Genomic DNA, 15,969 nt, shown 5'->3' on the forward strand with positions numbered 1-15,969 from the left:
GGCCCGCACGCAGGTGGCTCACCGGATGCAGGCGTTGGCGGCCATCAGGTAGGAGGCGTAGATGCTTGCGGTGACCAGTGCCGAGAACACCATGAACGCGACGATCGCCGCAGTAGGGACCGCGCCCCGACGTGATCCGTCGGCGACCGCCACGAGCTGTCCGATCCGGTCGGGTCCACCGGCGTGCAGTGCACCCGGGACGTGGGTGCGGTGCCCGCCGAGTTTCAGGAGCGCAGTGGCGAGCGCCGGGGTGCTGACGGCGTGGCGGGCCGCGTTGTCGGCCGCGATCTCGAGATAGTGGGGCACCGCCTCGACGATCGAGTCGAGCAACGGCGACCATCGCAGTGGGGCACCGAGTGCGCCGACGACGAGTGCGATCAGGTGATGTCGCTGGCGCAGATGGGCGCTTTCGTGTTCCAGCACCGCCCTCAGCTCCACGCCGTCGAGGAGCTGGACGGCACCGCGAGAGATGATGATCCCGCCACGGCGACGGGGTAGCGCGAACACGACGGGCGTGGCGTCGTCGAGGACCCGGACGCGATGGCCGGCGATCTCCCCGGGGGTGGTCACGGCGGCGAAAGCGGCTGCGGTGGCGCGCGTGCTCATGGTCGAGCGGTACACATACCGGGCGCCCACCCAGCTTGCGGTGAGAACGATGACCACCGGTGCGAGGAGAAACAAGACGGTCGGTAGCGCCGTCTCGACGGTGCCGGTCGACCACGGGCTCGCGCTGGCAAGGCAGCGCTGGCACACCTCGGCCGCTCCGGACGGCAGGATCTGGGGGCCGCGGAGCACCCAGGCGAACATCGGTCCGATCGCGAGTAACGCGCCGGCCCACAGCGCGGCGCAGGCCATCAGCAGGCCGGTTGCCACACGCGGCGCCCGGGACAACGCGGGCGCGGCGCGACGTAGAGCGCGCGGACCCAGCCAACCTGCAGCGACGAACGCGGCCACCACCACCGCCACGGTGACCAGCATCAGCTCTGCTCCGGGGGGTCGTCGGCATGTTCGGTGACGTATCTGCGCAGCACCTCGATGTCGGTCGGCGAGAGCGCCTCGACGAAGTGCAGCATCGACGACGCGCGGTCTCCGCTGGTGGTCAGCGCATGCTGCATCAGCTGAGCCGCGTACTGGTCGCGGTCGTGCACCGCCCGGTGGCGCACCGATCCGCGCCGACGGCTGGCGGAGGTCATCCGCTTGCGCTCGAGATTACGCAGCACCGTCGCGATCGTGGTGTACGCGGGCTCACCGGGCAGCTTCTCGATGATCTCGCGAATGGATTGCGGGCCATCGGCCCAGAGGATGTTCATGACCTGCTGTTCGAGCGCACCCAGACGCGCGGGTTCGGGCGCCGGACGGTCGGCGGCACCGGAGCGTTTCGTGCTCATCGCGGCACGGCCGCAACCGGGTCGGACCCAGGAGCGTCGAACCTGATCCGGCACCCCTTCTGTTGCGCACGGAGTCGCTCGGTCAGCGCCACCGCCGACAATCCCACTGCCGCGACCGCCATCACGGGTTGCATGGGCGCGAACCAGGTCATCGCCCCCGAGGAGCCCAACGTCAGCACGACGAGTTTGTTGCAGACCGGACAGCCCACGGCGAACCAGGTCAAGAAGCCACCGGCCATCCCGAGACGCCCGGGACGGTCCGCGTCGGTCGCCGTTCCTGGGCTGCGAACGTAACTGGCCACCAGCAGTCCACCGAGGACCGCGCTGAGAACGAGCACCGGCGCGTTCCACCACTCGGGACCGATCGACCGGACGAAGACGGGGTTGGGGATGAGCGCTGTGGCGAGGGCGATGACCACGCCGATCACCGCGCCGGCGATCACCGCCACCACCATGTGCCGCACCGACCAGGCGGAGAGGCCCTGCTTCAGGATCGACGGCGCCTCGCGCAGGTAGCGCTGCATCGGCATCAGGAATCGCACATCGGCCAGTATGCCTCATCCTCGACTAGGCGTCGTAGTAGCCGACTAGACCCGATAGTCGACGGATCTGCCAGGTCGGACCGGCCCGGCTAACTCAGCACCACCAACTGCTGCGTCGCCCGCGTCATCGCCACATACCGGTCCACGGCGCCTTCGATCCCCTCGCCGAAGGACTCCGGATCGACGAGCACGACGAGATCGAACTCGAGCCCTTTGGCAAGGGTCGGGGTCAGCGACCGAACCCGGTCGGCATCGGCGACATCCGGAGCGCCGATGACGCAGACCAGTCCTTCGTCGTGCGCGGACAACCATTCGTCGACGATTCCGGCGAGTTCCGAGCGATCGCCGTGCCGGACGGGAATCCCCGTGCGGCGCACCGAGGTCGGGACGTTGGCGTCGGGCAGCGCGGTGCGGATGACCGGTTCCGCCTCGGTCATGATCTCCTCGGGGGTGCGGTAATTGATCGTCAACCCCGACATGGTGACGCCGTCGAAGCCGACCCGCTGCAATCTCTCCGACCACGACTCGGTGAATCCGTGGCGGGCCTGGGCGCGATCGCCGACCACCGTGAAGCTCTTCGACGGGCACCGGTGCAGGAGCATCTGCCACTGGGCATCGGTCAGTTCCTGCGCCTCGTCGACGACGATGTGCGCGAACGGACCGGCCAACCGGTCCGGGGTGTCGGTGTCGGCGACGACCCCGTCGTCGAGCGCGTTGCGCAGGTCCTCACCCCGGAGCATGGTCATGAGTCCCTCGCCGTCGTCGTGCACCTGCGCCGCGATGAGGTCCTCGACCACCTGGCTCATCCGCTCGTGCTCGGCGTCGACCGTCGCCCGCCGACGGCGTCTCCGCATGGCGGCTTCGGGGTCGCCGATCCGGCGTCGCGCCGCGTCGAGCAGCGGGAGGTCGGCGTCGGTCCACGCGTCCGGGCGATCGCGCTGCAGGGCACTCACCTGCTCGGGCGTCAGCCACGGCGCGCACCGGCGCAGGTACGCCGGCACCGACCAGAGGTCGCCGACGATTTCCGCCGGCCGCAGAACCGGCCATGCGCGGTTGAACGCGGACGTGAGCTCCGGGTTGGACGCGAGAGCACAACGCAGTGCTCCGAACGGGACGTCATCGTCATGCCGGGCAGCGATGATCGACACGAGTTCCTCCCACACCTCGTCGCGACCGTCGTTGTGCGGCGTCCCCGGCTCGGGCACATCGAATGCCTCCGCCCAGTCCGCTGCGGTGAGAGTGACCTCAGCCCAGGGGGTTTCGACGACGAGCGGCGTCGTCGGTGGTTGTTCGTAGAACGCCACGGCCGGCTCGATCGCCCCGACCATGCCCGCCGACGACTTCAGCCGTGCGACGTGAGCATCGGATTCCGTTGTCGCCGAAGCTCCTTCGACGACCAGATCGGACAGCGTGCACGTCTGTACGCTGCCCTCCCCGAGACTCGGCAACACGTCGGCGACGTAGGCGAGGTACGGGCGGTGCGGACCGACGACGAGGAGTCCGCCGCGATTCCCGGCGAGTCGGGGATCGGCGTACACGAGATACGCGGCCCGATGCAGCGCCACCACCGTCTTGCCCGTTCCGGGACCACCGTCGACGACCAGGGCCCCATGGGAACCGGCGCGGATGATCTCGTCCTGATCGGCAGCGATCGTACCCAGCACATCCCGCATCCGCGGCGAACGGACGGCCGCGAGATCGGCGATGAACGCCGACTGGTCGTCGAGTGCGGCGTGCCGGTCGAGGACCGCCGGGTCGTCGACGAACACCTCATCCCAGTAGTCGGTGATGCGGCCTCGGGTCCATCGGTAGCGGCGTCGGCTCACCAGGCCCGCGGGCTCACGCAGCGTGGCGGCGAAGAACGGAGCTGCCAGCGGGGTACGCCAGTCGACGAGCAACGTCGCACCGTCGGACCCCGTCAGGCCGAGGCGACCGATGTAGAGGACCTCGCCGTCGGTGCCGACGATACGACCCAGGCATGCCTCGAGGCTGAAGCGTTGCAGAGCGCGTACGCGGGAGAGCGTCTGGTGGATCTCCAGATCGCGATCCAGTGCTCGTCGTCCACCACCGCCTTCGGACCGTCGGAGGGCCTCGATCCGGGCGGTGGCGTCGTCGATGCTCTCGGTGAGACTCGCGGCGAGCATGGCCAGGTGGCGCTCGTCGTCCGCGATGAGTACGGGGTCGGCTTTGGCGGACAGCCTCCTCGGGAGGTCGAAGACGCTGCTGGGTTCGGGGACGAGCGGGGCGGGCGACACGGACAAAGCGGCTCCGATTGGGCGATGCGGGTGAGACTCTCGGCAGGTGGGAAGGCGATTCTGCACCCGGTGAGGGGGCTTGCCGCAAGGCCCCCTCCAGCGCTTATGGTGAAGAGGGCAGAACGATCGGCCCAGGCCCGGCTGTCACATGCCCATCTGCTGCACGCCTCCCATCTGTTGCACACCGTTGTCAGATATGTGAGAGTGTCTTCAGTTCACCTGGTGAACGATTTCGGTGGGGTCTGTCAGGGGGCTGCCGCCCCCGTGAACTGGGGGTAGGGGCGGCAGCACGGCCGGACCGGGACCCCATTCGTTCAATCGATTCCACAACGGGTTGCCCACCGCGCGACCAGCATTTCCGGACCGCGCGGGCTCACCGGCACAGAGACCCGCCGTAAGGTCGAAGACAGACAACACTTCGACCGGAGGCCGACGATGGGACAGCCGTACGGCGGACCGAACCGCGACGCCCGCGACCCGCGGGATCGTGGCAGCGATCCGTATGGGCACACACCCGGGCCGCAGCTGTACCCGCCGCTCGGATACGCCCCGGACGGCACCGCCCTGTTCCGGCCCGGCCAGCCCACCAACACCGAGCTGCGCATCGCCGAGCAGGCCGAGCGGGAAGAGGCGCGTGCCGCCGCCCGATCCGCGGCCGTATCGGACGACGAGTCACGCATCACGAAGGTCTCCACCTCGACGCTCATCGTGTGTCTCGGACTCGTCGTGCTGGTGGCCGTCGCGATAGTCGGGTTCAGCGGGATTTTTCGGAACGAACCCACCGAACTGCCCCTCGCCGACCCGCCGACCACCATCGACGTTCCGCTTCCGCGCACATTCGAACCACCGCAACTGACTCCCGACGATCCCGGCCGGCCCGTGCCCGGCGGACCCGACGAACGCGTCAATCCCCTGGACAAACCGGTGACCTACGACGTCGCCATCGACGGTCAGGCCACCATCCTCTACGTCGACGCGATGGGTCTGAGGTCGGAGTTCGCGCCATCCAATCCTTGGAGTGTCCAGTTCACCGGTGGGGACAATCCGTTGCGTCTCCTGGTGATCGCCGGGACCGGGAGCGGCGCCAAGTGTTCGATCAACGTCGACGGCAAAGTGGTGGTGGAGGACACGGTGACGGCGTCGTCGGCCCGACGCACCGCCTCGTGTATCGCGTGACCGGCGGAGATTCGCGCCGCCACGTCGTCCATCTGGTCGAGTGACCAGCACGTCCGATGTGTGATCGGCGGGTCGGCTCGCTACCGTAGTCGTGTGAGTTCTCCGCAGACAGCCCCCGAGGGTGAGCAGTCGTCCGCCGCCACGGACGAGTTCAAGACCGTGCTGACGTGGCGTGGCGAGGACACCGACCGACTCGAACAGGTCCGCCTGGTCGTCTCCGGCGCACGCGTGAAGGCCTATGGCCGGATCATCGCCGCCGCGACCGACGACCACGAGCCGTTCTCCGCGTCGTACGAGTTACAGACCACCGACACCGGCATCACCAGACGTCTCACGGTGCACCTCATCTGCGGCGACACGGGGGAGACCCAGTTCGGAATCACCCGCGACAACGAGGGCACCTGGCTCATCCGTCGCCCTGACGGAGAGATCATCCAATCGGACTTCGAGGGTGCCAAGGACGTCGACCTCGCGCTGTCGCCCATGTTCAACGCGCTCCCGTTGCGCCGCATGGGGATCACGCCGGCCGACGGCACCGTCGAGGTACCCGTCATGTACATGTACCTGCCCAGCGGTGAGGTGAAGCCGGCCACGATGTCCTACACCGCCACCGCGGACGGCGTCGACCTGGTGTCGCCGCTGGCCACCACGACCATCACCCTCGACGACAACGGCTTCGTCGCCGACTACCCGGGACTCGCCCGCCGGGTCTAGCCCACTCAGACCTTGCGGTAGGCCTAGCTGTACTGACCCGGGACGTTAGGTACGGGGTTCGGCGAGTCGGCGTGACATAGGGAAGACCTCCGAGTGAGGTGTGGAGCTGTCTAAGAACCGCTCCTCAACCCGGAGGTCTTCATGTCTCACCGTAATTCACCGTTGTCCCCGACTGGCCGGCTGCGTCTGGCTCGGTGTGTTGTCGAGGATGGGTGGCCGCTGCGGCGTGCCGCGGACCGTTTCAATGTCTCGGTGACCACGGCCAAACGGTGGGCCGACCGCTACCGCGACCACGGGCCCGCAGGGATGGTTGACCGCTCAAGCCGGCCCCGCTCATGCCCGCATCGCACCACCCGTCGCCGGGAACGCCGGGTGGTGGGGTTACGCGTGTCGCGCCGTTGGGGACCAGCTCGGATCGGGTTCCACCTGGGGTTGAACGTGTCCACAGTCCACCGCATCCTCACCCGGTACCAGTGTGTGCGGTTGTCGTGGACCGACCCGGCCACCGGAGCACCGGTGCGTGCACGACGACGTGAGGTTCGCCGGTATGAACGCGAAGCTGCCGGGGACTTGATCCACGTCGACATCAAGAAGCTGGGCAGGATCCCGACGGTGGTGGGCACCGCGTGCACGGCCGCGCCCGAGGCGGCCGCAATTCCAGTGCCCATCGCGATCCGTCCCGGCCCCGCACCGTGCATGGCCGCCCCAACCTGGGATACGCCTACCTGCACCACGCCGTCGATGATCACTCCCGATACGCCTATTCGGAGATCCTCGCTGATGAGAAGAAGGAAACCGCGACCGCGTTCATGACCCGTGCCTTGGCCCACTTTGCCTCGATCGGCGTCACGACCACACGGGTGATGACCGACAACGGGTCCTGTTACCGGTCCAGAATGTTCCGGAAACGATTGGCCGACAACGGGATCAAACACAAATGGACACGACCGTACCGGCCGCAAACCAACGGCAAGGTGGAACGATTCAACCGCACACTGCAAGAGGAATGGGCCTACGCCCGCCCCTACAACAGCGAGACCGAACGCGTGGCCGCCTTCGACGAGTTCCTGCGCATCTACAATCACGAACGCGGCCACACCGCACTCAGAGGCGACTCACCCGCCGACCGCGTACCCAACCTGGCGGGTCAGTACACCTAGCCCACCCACACCCGGCCCTGATGCGCCTGGCGGCGGAGTTCCTCCTGCCAACCCGGCTCGCCGATCGTCACTCCACTGATGGGCTCCGGGCTACCGTCGTGCAGTCGTTCGTACGCGGTGCGTGCTCGATGTCCGTCGTCGACCAGGACCTCGGCCGTCCCGTGATCACGCAACTCGTCGCGCGCGGCGATCAGACGGTCGATGGTCTCGCTGAGAACGTTGAGGACGGCGATGCTGTTGGCCTCGATCATCGCCCGCTGCAGCGCGGGTGCCGTTCCGGCGACCCGGGTGCCGTCGCGGAAGCTGCCGGCGGCCAGGCGTAGGGCGAGGTCGCTCTCGCCGGCGCCCACCGCGGCGGTCGCGGCCGCCGTCAGATGCGGCATGTGGGAGATCGCGGCGACGGCACGGTCGTGCGCATCGGGAGCCACGGGCACCACCAGCGACCCCGCCAGCCGTGCGATCGACGCAACGGCCAGCCAGTCGTCGGCGACGGTGTGATCGGTCGTGGTGACCGCCCACATCGCATCCCGGAACAGTGTCGGATCGGTTGCCGGCCACCCGGACCGACTGGTCCCCGCCATCGGATGCCCGCCGACGTAGCGCGCGCCGGGGTGTGCCCGCGCGATCACCTTCTCCACTTCCTGCTTGACGCTGATCACGTCGGTCAGCAGAGCGCCGGGTGCGTGTTCGGCGATGTCCGACACGATGGGTTCGATGGTCGTCACCGGGGTCGCCAGGACGATGACGGCTTCCGTCTCGGCCGCACGGCGCAAGGTGGCGACGAGATCCGTCGACGCCTGGTATCCGTCGGAGGTTGCTGCGTCGACGGTCGCCGACGACCGGTTGTAACCGAACGTCTCGTGCCCGGCGTCGTGCAGAACCCGCAACAGCGAGCCGCCGATCAGACCCAGGCCAAGCACGCACACCGGCGTCGAGGGCGCAGAACGCGAGGACGACGAGTCAGCAGTCACGCTGACAACGTTCCCATACCTCGATCTCCGCTCGTTCCGGGACTTGGGACTGCAGCTGATAGAGGCTACGGTTTGCTGCATGGCCGGTGCCGGATATGGGAAGTCGGGTTCGAACACGCAGGACGTGGAAGAGGACATCGACGGTTTCGCTGTTGCGGTGGTGCGCGACGAGAGCGGATGGAAAGTCACTGCGCTCAAGCCGTCGGCGCTCTCTGATCTCGAGGACGCCGAGCGACAACTTCGCGAGCTCCGTTCGGCCGGCGCCGTGTTCGGGCTGCTCGACGTCGACGACGAGTTCTTCGTCATCGTCCGGCCCGCGCCGTCGGGTGCGCGGCTGCTGCTCTCCGACGCGACCGCGGCGGTCGACTACGACGTCGCGGCCGACGTCCTCGACGCCCTGAACCTCGACGTGCCCGACATCGACCCGGACGAGCTCGACACCGTCGAACCGTGGGAAGAGGGCGACCTGGCGGTCCTGGCCGACCTGGGCCTGCCCGACGCGGTCATGAGCGTCATCGTCGGCGACACCGACCTCTACGCGGATGAACAGCTCGGCATGATCGCCGCCCGGCTCGGCTTCGCCGATGAACTGGGCAAGGTTCTCGACTCACTCGGCCACTGACCGGCGCCGGCGCACGATGAGTGCCCCCGCCTGGGAGAACATGGTGCGCGCGGCACTCGACGCCGCCTCGTCGTCGGGAACCGACGACGTCCCGATCGGTGCCGTGGTCTTCGACCCCGAGGGCGTCGAACTGGCGCGCGCGGCCAATCGTCGGGAAGCAGACGGCGATCCGACGGCGCACGCCGAGGTGCTCGCCCTGCGTGCCGCAGCCCGCGCCTTCGGTGACGGTTGGCGACTCCCCGGCTGCACGATCGCGGTGACGGTCGAACCGTGCACGATGTGTGCCGGCGCCATCACGCTGTCCCGCGTCGACGCGCTGGTGTTCGGCGCGTGGGAACCCAAGACCGGGGCCGTCGGGTCCCTGTGGGACGTCGTGCGAGACCCGCGACTCACCCACCGCCCCCAGGTGAAAGGCGGCGTCCTCGAGGCCGAGTGCCGCGCGCTGATGGTCGATTTCTTCGCGACACGGAGAGCGCGCTGAACACCACTCTCAGGGATGTGAGACGAAAAGATCGGTGAGATCGCAGGGTCGCGACCGGTGGTCGGTACCGCGCTGCTCTGGCAGATTGGAGATCGAGTCCCGACCCGATCCTCGAGGAGTAGCCATGTCCGACCCGGCCGACAAGGTCACCGCAGCATTCGACACCGCCAAGGCCAAGATCAACGAACTGGCCGAGAGTGGCAAGGTGCAGGAGGCACTGGGCACCGCCCGCGACAAGATCGACGAACTGGTCGAGAGCAAGCAGGTCCAGGATGCGCTGGGCACCGCGAAGGACAAGCTGGGCGAGCTCGCCGAGAACGAGAAGGTCCAGGAGGTCGTCACCACCGCCAAGGACAAGATCACCGAGGTGGCCCAGAAGTTCAACAGTCGTTGATCTGACGTCTGACCTGGAGTTCTGCACGGAGTCGCCGGTCTGTGGCACCGTGGAACGCAGGAGTCAGCTCCTGCATGGCGACGCTCGCGTCGAGCCACCGGCGCGGGTAGATCGCCGAGTTCTTCCACCTCGGCCGGCATCCGGCCGTGCCGAACCTCATCGAGGAGGCTTCATGGGAACCACTGACGACGCCAAGAACAAAGCCGAAGAGTTGAAGGGCCGCGGCAAGGAAGCCGCCGGCAGCCTCACCGACGATCAGGATCTGAAGAACGAGGGCAAGGGCGATCAGGCCCAGGCCCAGGGGAAGCAGAAGATCACCGAGGCCGCCGACGCCGTGAAGGGCAAGGTCGACGACGTCAAGGACAAGCTGACCGGCCACTGATTGCCCGCTGTACCCGGTTTGATCGCTCTGACCAGCTGATTTAAGACTCGCCGCCCCGCTGCGGTACAGTCTTTCGCGGTGGCGTGTCCGAGCGGCCGAAGGTGCAGCACTCGAAATGCTGTGTGCGGTAACCCCGTACCGAGGGTTCAAATCCCTCCGCCACCGCCAGAGATGGCCCCCGTCGTGTAGACGGGGGCCATCTTGCTTCTCGGATGCTGCTTCGTCAGCTGCCGGCGATGTCGTCCCGCAGCGTACGGAGGGCCTCTTCGGTCTCGGCGGCACGGTCGGCGCCGACTGCGGATTCCCACCGGACCCGGATCCGTTCGAACGCCGAGCTCCCGATCGCGATCGCCTCCCGGCCCCGGGTGGTGATCCTCAGGCTCTTGCGGCGCGCGTCGTCTGTGTCGGCAGCACGTTCGACGTAACCCAGGCCTTCGAGGGTCGTGATGGTCTTGGCGGCGGCCTGACGGGAGACGCCGAGGCGACGGGCCAGGGAGGCGGCGGTGCCCGCCCCGTCGTCGATGGCCTCCATGGCGAGCTCATTCGAGACCGTGAGCCCGGCGTGGCCGGCCGCGGTCAGCTCCTCGATGACCTCGCGCGTCATCGCATCGAAGGTCTCGACCAGCATTCGCGCGAACTGCGCACCATGGGAAACGTCCACGTCGGGAGATTACTGCTCACCCACCCTATTGACAACCCGGTTGTCAGGTTCTAGGTTATTGACAACCCGGTTGCCAATAAAACGGCTTGTCATGAGTGTGAATACCCGAAGTGTGGCCAGGGCCACGATCCCCGGCGTGGAACACCACGTAGCGCACGTGAACGGAACGACGCTGCACCATGTTTCGGCGGGAAGCGGTGGCTCGCCCATCCTCCTGGTTCATGGCTTCCCGGAATCATGGTGGACGTTCCACCGACTGATTCCGTTGCTGGCGAGGCGTCACCGGGTGTTCGCCGTCGATCTCCGTGGCTTCGGCGACTCCGCGGTCGCGGATGACGACCACGACAGCGCGACGGCGTCGGATGATCTGCGCCAACTCATCCGGCACCTCGATGTGGGCCCGATGCATGTTCTGGGACAGGATATTTCGGGTGGAGCGGTCTACCGGTTGGCAACGGAACATCCCGGTCTCGTGCGCAGTCTGATCGCGGTCGAGATGGGTCTGGCCGGGTTCGGCCTGGAGGGGCTCGGGGACGTGACCCGAGGCGGTTCGTGGCACATCGGTACGTTGGCCGCGCCGGGCATCGCCGACGTGCTCTTCGGCGGGCGCGAACGGGAAGTGCTGGAGCAGTGGGCGTTCCCGACGATGACAACCGTGCCGGGGGCGGTTGACGAAACGGACATCGCCGAGTTCGTGCGGGTCTTCGCCCGAGACGGGGGCTGGCGCGGGGCGGCGGGCCTGTATCGGTCCATGCTCGCCGAGGGAGAAGAGTTCCGCGACCGGGCCTCGGTGCCGTTGACCATGCCGATGCTCGCTGTCGGGACCTCCGGCGGAGCTTTCACCGCTCAGACGCTCGCTCAGATTTCGGGCGGACCTCTGTCCACGATCGAGTTCGAGGCGGTCGGACGTCACGTCGCGCTCGAGGCTCCGGATCGCCTCGCTGCAGCGATCGTCGACTTCCTGGACGGCGTCGACCGGAGTCTCGACGTTGACGCCCGTCATCGGGTCACCGATTCTGAGGTGGTGAGTGAATGGCGGATGCGACCCGACGACTGTGGCGCGTCGCCGGTCCCGGAGAGAGGTCAGGGGAGTCGGTGACCACTGCAGTCGTGGTCGGCGGTGGTCCCAACGGGCTCGCCGCCGCCCTTCACCTCGCCCGGTCCGGAGTGCAGGTTCAGGTGCTGGAGGCCGCGGACACGGTCGGGGGTGGCGCACGGTCCGGGGAGCTGACGGTGCCCGGCCTCATCCACGATCATTGTTCGGCGTTCCATCCTCTCGGGGTGGGGTCGCCGTTCTGGGCCGAGGTCGGACTCGAGAAGTACGGGCTGGTGTGGAAGTGGCCGGAGATCGACTGTGCCCACCCGCTCGACTCCGGTGAAGCCGGACTCCTGTACCAGTCGATCACCGAGACCGCCGCTGGTCTCGGCGTCGACGGGGCCCGCTGGCGGTCGATGTTCGGCGATCTGGCCGAACACTTCGACGACCTGGGTGAAGATCTCCTCGGGCCGATCGTCGGCATCCCCGGACACCCGATCCGGTTGGCCGCCTTCGGTCCTCGAGCCGTACTTCCGGCCACCGTGCTGGCCCGCTGGTTTCGCACCGAACGCGCACGGGCCCTCTACGGGGGGATCGCCGCGCACCTGTTCTCCCGCCTCGACCGGCCGCTGACCGCATCGCTCGGCCTGATGATCGCCGCGAGCGGGCACCGATACGGATGGCCGGTGGCAGAGGGCGGTTCCGGCGCCATCACCGCCGCGGTGTCGGCTGCGCTGCTCGAGGCCGGCGGCAAGATCGAGACCGGAGTCCGGGTCAGCTCCCGCGCCGACATCCCGCCCGCCGACCTCGTCCTCCTGGATCTGTCACCGTCACAGGTGCTTTCGATATACGGCGACGCCATGCCTGCGCGGATTCGCCGCTCCTACCGGAGATACCGCGTCGGCTCGTCCGCATTCAAGGTCGACTTCGCCGTCGACGGTGACATCCCGTGGACCAATCCGGAGTGTGTGCGGGCCGGAACCGTTCACCTCGGCGGCGGCTTCGGCGAGATCGCGTATACGGAGAAGCAACGTGCCGCCGGGGTCATGCCGTCGCGGCCGTTCGTCCTGCTCGGTCAGCAGTACGTCGCCGATCCCACCCGCAGTGCGGGCGGAATCAACCCGATCTATGCCTACGCCCACGTCCCCGGCGGTTTCGACGGCGACGCCACCGACCAGATCGTCTCGCAGATCGAGAGATTCGCGCCGGGCTTTCGTGATCGGATCGTCGCCACGGCGAGTACGGGGACCGAAGCCCTGCACCAGAAGAACGCCAACTTCGGGGCCGGTGACATCATCGGTGGCGCCAACGACGGCCTGCAGATGGTCCTGCGGCCTCGCCTCGCGATCGACCCGTACGCGATCGGTGTTCCGGGCGTGCACATCTGCTCGCAGGCCAGCCCGCCGGGCGCCGGTATCCACGGGCTGTGCGGGTATCACGCCGCCGAGTCGGCGCTGCGCTCACTCCGGTGACGGCCGAATCGCCACCTCCGTGGGAATCCCGCTGGGCAGCTGCGATTCTGGACGTGAGGTGGCGATTCCGGGTGCCGGTCAGTCACACGCGGTGGCAGCGGATGCCGCACGCAACGGAGCGATCTCCTTCTCGATGCGTTCGGTGATCGCCACCCGTCGGTCGAGTGCGTCCTGGCCCACCGGAAGATGCAGGGGCAGTGGATCGTCCGACGACACGATCCGGTGGATGAACGCGGCACCCTTGACCGGGTCGCCGAGCTGGGAATGGTTGGTCTCCTCGGCCCACTCGAGAGTCGCGTGTGCGGGCGTACCGTCGTATGCGGCAACCTGATTCGCCGGCAACTGTAGCGAGCTGGCATCGAGGAAATCGGTGCGGAACACGCCGGGTTCGACGACCGTGCTCTGGATTCCGAACGGCGCTAGTTCACCGGCGAGGGATTCGCTGATACCCGCGACCGCGAACTTGGTCGCCGAATAGAGTGCGACGCCGGGCTCGCCCTCGAAGCCGCCGCGCGACCCGATGTGGACGAGCTTGCCCCGGCCGGCCGCGCGCATCAGTGGTACGACCGCACGGGTGACGTTGAGGAGCCCGAAGACGTTGACGTCGAACACCGACCGCGCCTCGGCATCGGTGATCTCCTCCACGGCGCCGAGGAGGCCGCGTCCGGCATTGTTGACGAGGACGTCGACGGTTCCGAACCGCTCCATCACGGACGCGACTGCGGTCGCGACCTGGCCGATGTCGGTGACGTCGAGAGGTACCGGCAACACATCGGGGTGGTTGCGGACGTCGTCGGGGATGGAGTCGGTGCGTCGTGCGCAGACCGCGACGTGGTCGCCGGCCTGCAGGGCGGCTCGTGTGATCTCGAGGCCCAGTCCGCGGCCCGCTCCGGTGATCATCTAGACAGACATGTTCGTCTACTCACTTCCTGTTGGGGTGGTGGTGAATCGCCGTCGAGGCGATGACATCCATCGTCACGACCCGGCAGCCATCGGTGAAGAGAGAGTTCTTCCTGGGACAAACTGGGCCACCCTCACCCTTTGACGCAGGTCAGACGAGTCCGCAGGATGGGAACATGGCCGATCAACTCGAACCGTCACTCGCCGATTTCCTTCGCGCGGCCCGCGGTCGGCTGTCACCGGACGCCGCCGGGATAGCCGAGGTGGGACGTCGCAGGGTCAACGGCCTGCGTCGTGAGGAACTGGCGATGCTCGCCGGAGTGAGCGTCGACTACTACACGCGGCTGGAACAGGGGCGGAGCAAGAGTGCGTCGCTGGAGGTCCTCGACGCACTCGCCGACGCACTGCAACTCGACGACAGTGAACGCAACCACCTGCACACGATCGCCCGTCGCGAACCGACTCGCCGACGCCGTGCCGACAAGCCGCAGCGTCTCCACGCGTCGACGCTCGAACTGCTCGAGACCTTCGACGCCGCACTGCAACCAGCGTTCGTACTCGGGCGCCGCCTGGATGTGCTGGGCCACAACCGACTCGCCGGACTCCTGGTCGCCGATTTCGAGAACCGGCCTGCGGCAGAACGCAATCAGGCCCGATTCGTCTTTCTCGACCCCCACGCGCGCGACCTGTACGTCGACTGGGACGGCGTCGCCGCGGACACCGCTGCCATGTTGCGCATGGATGCGGGCAAGCATCCCGACGATCCGCGGCTCGGCGCTCTGGTGGGTGAACTGTCCATCCACAGCCCGGAATTCGTCAAGCTGTGGTCGCGCAACCGCGTGCATGAGCGGAGCGTCGGCACCAAGCGGTACCACCATCCGGTGGTGGGTGATCTGACGGTCTCCTACCAAGCCCTGAGCCCGGGCGACGATCCCGAGCAGACGATCTTCGTCTACCGGACCGAGCCGGAGTCCGCGTCCCGGCATGCGCTGCAGCTGTTGTCCCGGATCGCCGACGAACCGTCGGCGGCGACTGCGTCGGAGTCGACGGTCCCGCAGATCCCCGATGGGAACGCCTGAGCGGGCGCCGGGGGCGAGGTCAGCCGATCCCGATCGTGCGTCCCGATGGCGCGGTGCGCAGCGCCGACCCGACGGGAGAGAGTGCCACGGCGATGGTGCCGGTCACCACCAGATGTGACGGGACCTCGGCGTGCAGGGTACGGCGGTGCCGGGACAGGTCGACGATGGTGATGTCCATCATCGAGCCACCAGAACCTGCTCCGGGGAAAGCGATGTCGAGAATCGACGAGTGCAACGGGAGAGCCGCATCGATGGAGACGACGGCGCGCCCATGGGAGACGACCACCGAGGTCATCCGGGTCACCAGCGTCGGATGCCACTGCGACGGGTCGCACGAGGACTGGCACAAGGGGAGTCCCTCGGCGTCGAGGTAGAACGCGACCTTGCGCCTCAGGGATTCCTCACGCAGTGAGACCTCGCCGGCGAGGACGTCGTCGCCGGCGGCACAGAGCTCGGCTCCCCAAGTGGTTGCATCGAAGATCCTGGTCACAACTGACCCCTCTCGGCGAAGGCTGGTGTGCTCACAGTGTGACCGATTTCGGATCGTTCTGCATCGCGACGCGTCGGAAAGATATTGGACAGCAGTCGATTTGAGCATCCGAAGGCGGGGGAAGGCGCGCGCGGGACCCGGCGTCGATTCGACGCGCACGACGATCGGGCACGGGGGCCGCTGATCTCGGCGTGTGCATCCGATCATGACGTACGACTCCCGGTTGCGCACCTCGGACACGCCGCG

At 67.7% G+C, this 15,969-nt stretch carries 17 protein-coding genes, 1 tRNA gene and 1 pseudogene; 11 read left to right on the plus strand and 8 right to left on the minus strand.

Annotated elements, in window-relative coordinates:
• Nucleotides 1-18: 18 nt before the first annotated feature.
• The 4 genes from GAA2_RS01220 to helR all read right to left on the minus strand — a co-directional run bounded on the left by GAA2_RS01220 (nucleotide 19) and on the right by helR (nucleotide 4,191).
• Nucleotides 19-978 (minus strand): M56 family metallopeptidase, encoded by a 960-nt coding sequence (locus GAA2_RS01220; protein WP_006438760.1) that lies wholly within the window; start codon nucleotides 976-978, stop codon nucleotides 19-21.
• The gene (locus GAA2_RS01225) at nucleotides 978-1,388 is read right to left on the minus strand and encodes a BlaI/MecI/CopY family transcriptional regulator (RefSeq protein WP_006438761.1); all 411 of its coding nucleotides are present in this window, start codon (nucleotides 1,386-1,388) and stop codon (nucleotides 978-980) included. Before GAA2_RS01225 ends, GAA2_RS01220 begins: the two co-directional genes overlap by 1 nt.
• On the minus strand, nucleotides 1,385-1,930 hold the full coding sequence (locus GAA2_RS01230) for a hypothetical protein (RefSeq protein WP_006438762.1): 546 nt from the start codon (nucleotides 1,928-1,930) through the stop codon (nucleotides 1,385-1,387). Before GAA2_RS01230 ends, GAA2_RS01225 begins: the two co-directional genes overlap by 4 nt.
• 89 nt (nucleotides 1,931-2,019) lie before the next feature.
• Nucleotides 2,020-4,191, minus strand: coding sequence for an RNA polymerase recycling motor ATPase HelR (helR, locus tag GAA2_RS01235; RefSeq protein WP_096272787.1), 2,172 nt, complete (start codon nucleotides 4,189-4,191; stop codon nucleotides 2,020-2,022).
• Between the two features lie 429 nt (nucleotides 4,192-4,620).
• Between helR and GAA2_RS01240 the strand changes: the two genes are divergently transcribed.
• The 3 genes and pseudogenes from GAA2_RS01240 to GAA2_RS01250 all read left to right on the plus strand — a co-directional run bounded on the left by GAA2_RS01240 (nucleotide 4,621) and on the right by GAA2_RS01250 (nucleotide 7,235).
• The gene (locus GAA2_RS01240; protein WP_191834665.1) at nucleotides 4,621-5,361 is read left to right on the plus strand and encodes a hypothetical protein; all 741 of its coding nucleotides are present in this window, start codon (nucleotides 4,621-4,623) and stop codon (nucleotides 5,359-5,361) included.
• A gap of 60 nt (nucleotides 5,362-5,421) precedes the next feature.
• Nucleotides 5,422-6,075, plus strand: a complete 654-nt coding sequence (locus tag GAA2_RS01245; RefSeq protein ID WP_191834666.1) for a putative glycolipid-binding domain-containing protein — start codon at nucleotides 5,422-5,424, stop codon at nucleotides 6,073-6,075.
• Nucleotides 6,076-6,216: 141 nt separating this feature from the next.
• Nucleotides 6,217-7,235: pseudogene (locus GAA2_RS01250) on the plus strand (IS481 family transposase).
• Here the strand turns inward: GAA2_RS01250 and GAA2_RS01255 are convergent.
• Complete coding sequence (locus GAA2_RS01255) at nucleotides 7,232-8,206, minus strand: prephenate dehydrogenase (RefSeq protein ID WP_006435227.1); 975 nt, start codon at nucleotides 8,204-8,206, stop codon at nucleotides 7,232-7,234. The pseudogene GAA2_RS01250 and the gene GAA2_RS01255 overlap by 4 nt on opposite strands.
• A gap of 79 nt (nucleotides 8,207-8,285) precedes the next feature.
• Between GAA2_RS01255 and GAA2_RS01260 the strand changes: the two genes are divergently transcribed.
• From GAA2_RS01260 to GAA2_RS01280, 5 genes are all read left to right on the plus strand, one after another.
• Nucleotides 8,286-8,828: a tRNA adenosine deaminase-associated protein gene (locus GAA2_RS01260; protein ID WP_006435226.1), complete on the plus strand. Its 543-nt coding sequence runs from the start codon at nucleotides 8,286-8,288 to the stop codon at nucleotides 8,826-8,828.
• 16 nt (nucleotides 8,829-8,844) lie between these two features.
• A complete protein-coding gene (locus GAA2_RS01265; protein WP_006435225.1) occupies nucleotides 8,845-9,309 on the plus strand; it encodes a nucleoside deaminase in 465 nt (154 codons plus the stop codon).
• Nucleotides 9,310-9,433: 124 nt separating this feature from the next.
• Nucleotides 9,434-9,703, plus strand: a complete 270-nt coding sequence (locus GAA2_RS01270) for a hypothetical protein (protein WP_006435224.1) — start codon at nucleotides 9,434-9,436, stop codon at nucleotides 9,701-9,703.
• A 172-nt stretch (nucleotides 9,704-9,875) separates the two neighbouring features.
• Nucleotides 9,876-10,085 carry a CsbD family protein gene (locus GAA2_RS01275; RefSeq protein ID WP_006435223.1) on the plus strand — a complete coding sequence of 70 codons (210 nt, stop codon included), beginning with the start codon at nucleotides 9,876-9,878 and terminating at the stop codon, nucleotides 10,083-10,085.
• Between the two features lie 77 nt (nucleotides 10,086-10,162).
• Nucleotides 10,163-10,253, plus strand: a tRNA-Ser gene (locus GAA2_RS01280).
• A 55-nt stretch (nucleotides 10,254-10,308) separates the two neighbouring features.
• On the opposite strand, the gene GAA2_RS01285 is transcribed toward GAA2_RS01280, so the two are convergent.
• On the minus strand, nucleotides 10,309-10,746 hold the full coding sequence (locus GAA2_RS01285; RefSeq protein ID WP_024498764.1) for a MarR family winged helix-turn-helix transcriptional regulator: 438 nt from the start codon (nucleotides 10,744-10,746) through the stop codon (nucleotides 10,309-10,311).
• Between the two features lie 91 nt (nucleotides 10,747-10,837).
• On the opposite strand from GAA2_RS01285, the gene GAA2_RS01290 reads away from it, so the two are divergent.
• Both GAA2_RS01290 and GAA2_RS01295 read left to right on the plus strand, forming a co-directional pair.
• On the plus strand, nucleotides 10,838-11,845 hold the full coding sequence (locus GAA2_RS01290) for an alpha/beta fold hydrolase (RefSeq protein WP_096272798.1): 1,008 nt from the start codon (nucleotides 10,838-10,840) through the stop codon (nucleotides 11,843-11,845).
• Nucleotides 11,842-13,254 (plus strand): phytoene desaturase family protein, encoded by a 1,413-nt coding sequence (locus GAA2_RS01295; protein WP_024498762.1) that lies wholly within the window; start codon nucleotides 11,842-11,844, stop codon nucleotides 13,252-13,254. The genes GAA2_RS01290 and GAA2_RS01295 overlap by 4 nt, the downstream gene beginning before the upstream one ends.
• 78 nt (nucleotides 13,255-13,332) lie before the next feature.
• Here the strand turns inward: GAA2_RS01295 and GAA2_RS01300 are convergent, their stop codons facing one another.
• Nucleotides 13,333-14,154, minus strand: coding sequence for an SDR family oxidoreductase (locus GAA2_RS01300; RefSeq protein ID WP_006435217.1), 822 nt, complete (start codon nucleotides 14,152-14,154; stop codon nucleotides 13,333-13,335).
• A 176-nt stretch (nucleotides 14,155-14,330) separates the two neighbouring features.
• Between GAA2_RS01300 and GAA2_RS01305 the strand changes: the two genes are divergently transcribed.
• On the plus strand, nucleotides 14,331-15,233 hold the full coding sequence (locus GAA2_RS01305) for a helix-turn-helix transcriptional regulator (RefSeq protein WP_006435216.1): 903 nt from the start codon (nucleotides 14,331-14,333) through the stop codon (nucleotides 15,231-15,233).
• A 19-nt stretch (nucleotides 15,234-15,252) separates the two neighbouring features.
• On the opposite strand, the gene GAA2_RS01310 is transcribed toward GAA2_RS01305, so the two are convergent.
• Entirely contained in the window at nucleotides 15,253-15,723 is a 471-nt protein-coding gene (locus tag GAA2_RS01310) for a hypothetical protein (RefSeq protein WP_006435215.1), read from the minus strand.
• Between the last annotated feature and the right edge of the window lie 246 nt (nucleotides 15,724-15,969).

It is taken from the genome of Gordonia ajococcus (assembly GCF_012974285.1).
Taxonomy (GTDB): domain Bacteria; phylum Actinomycetota; class Actinomycetes; order Mycobacteriales; family Mycobacteriaceae; genus Gordonia; species Gordonia amicalis.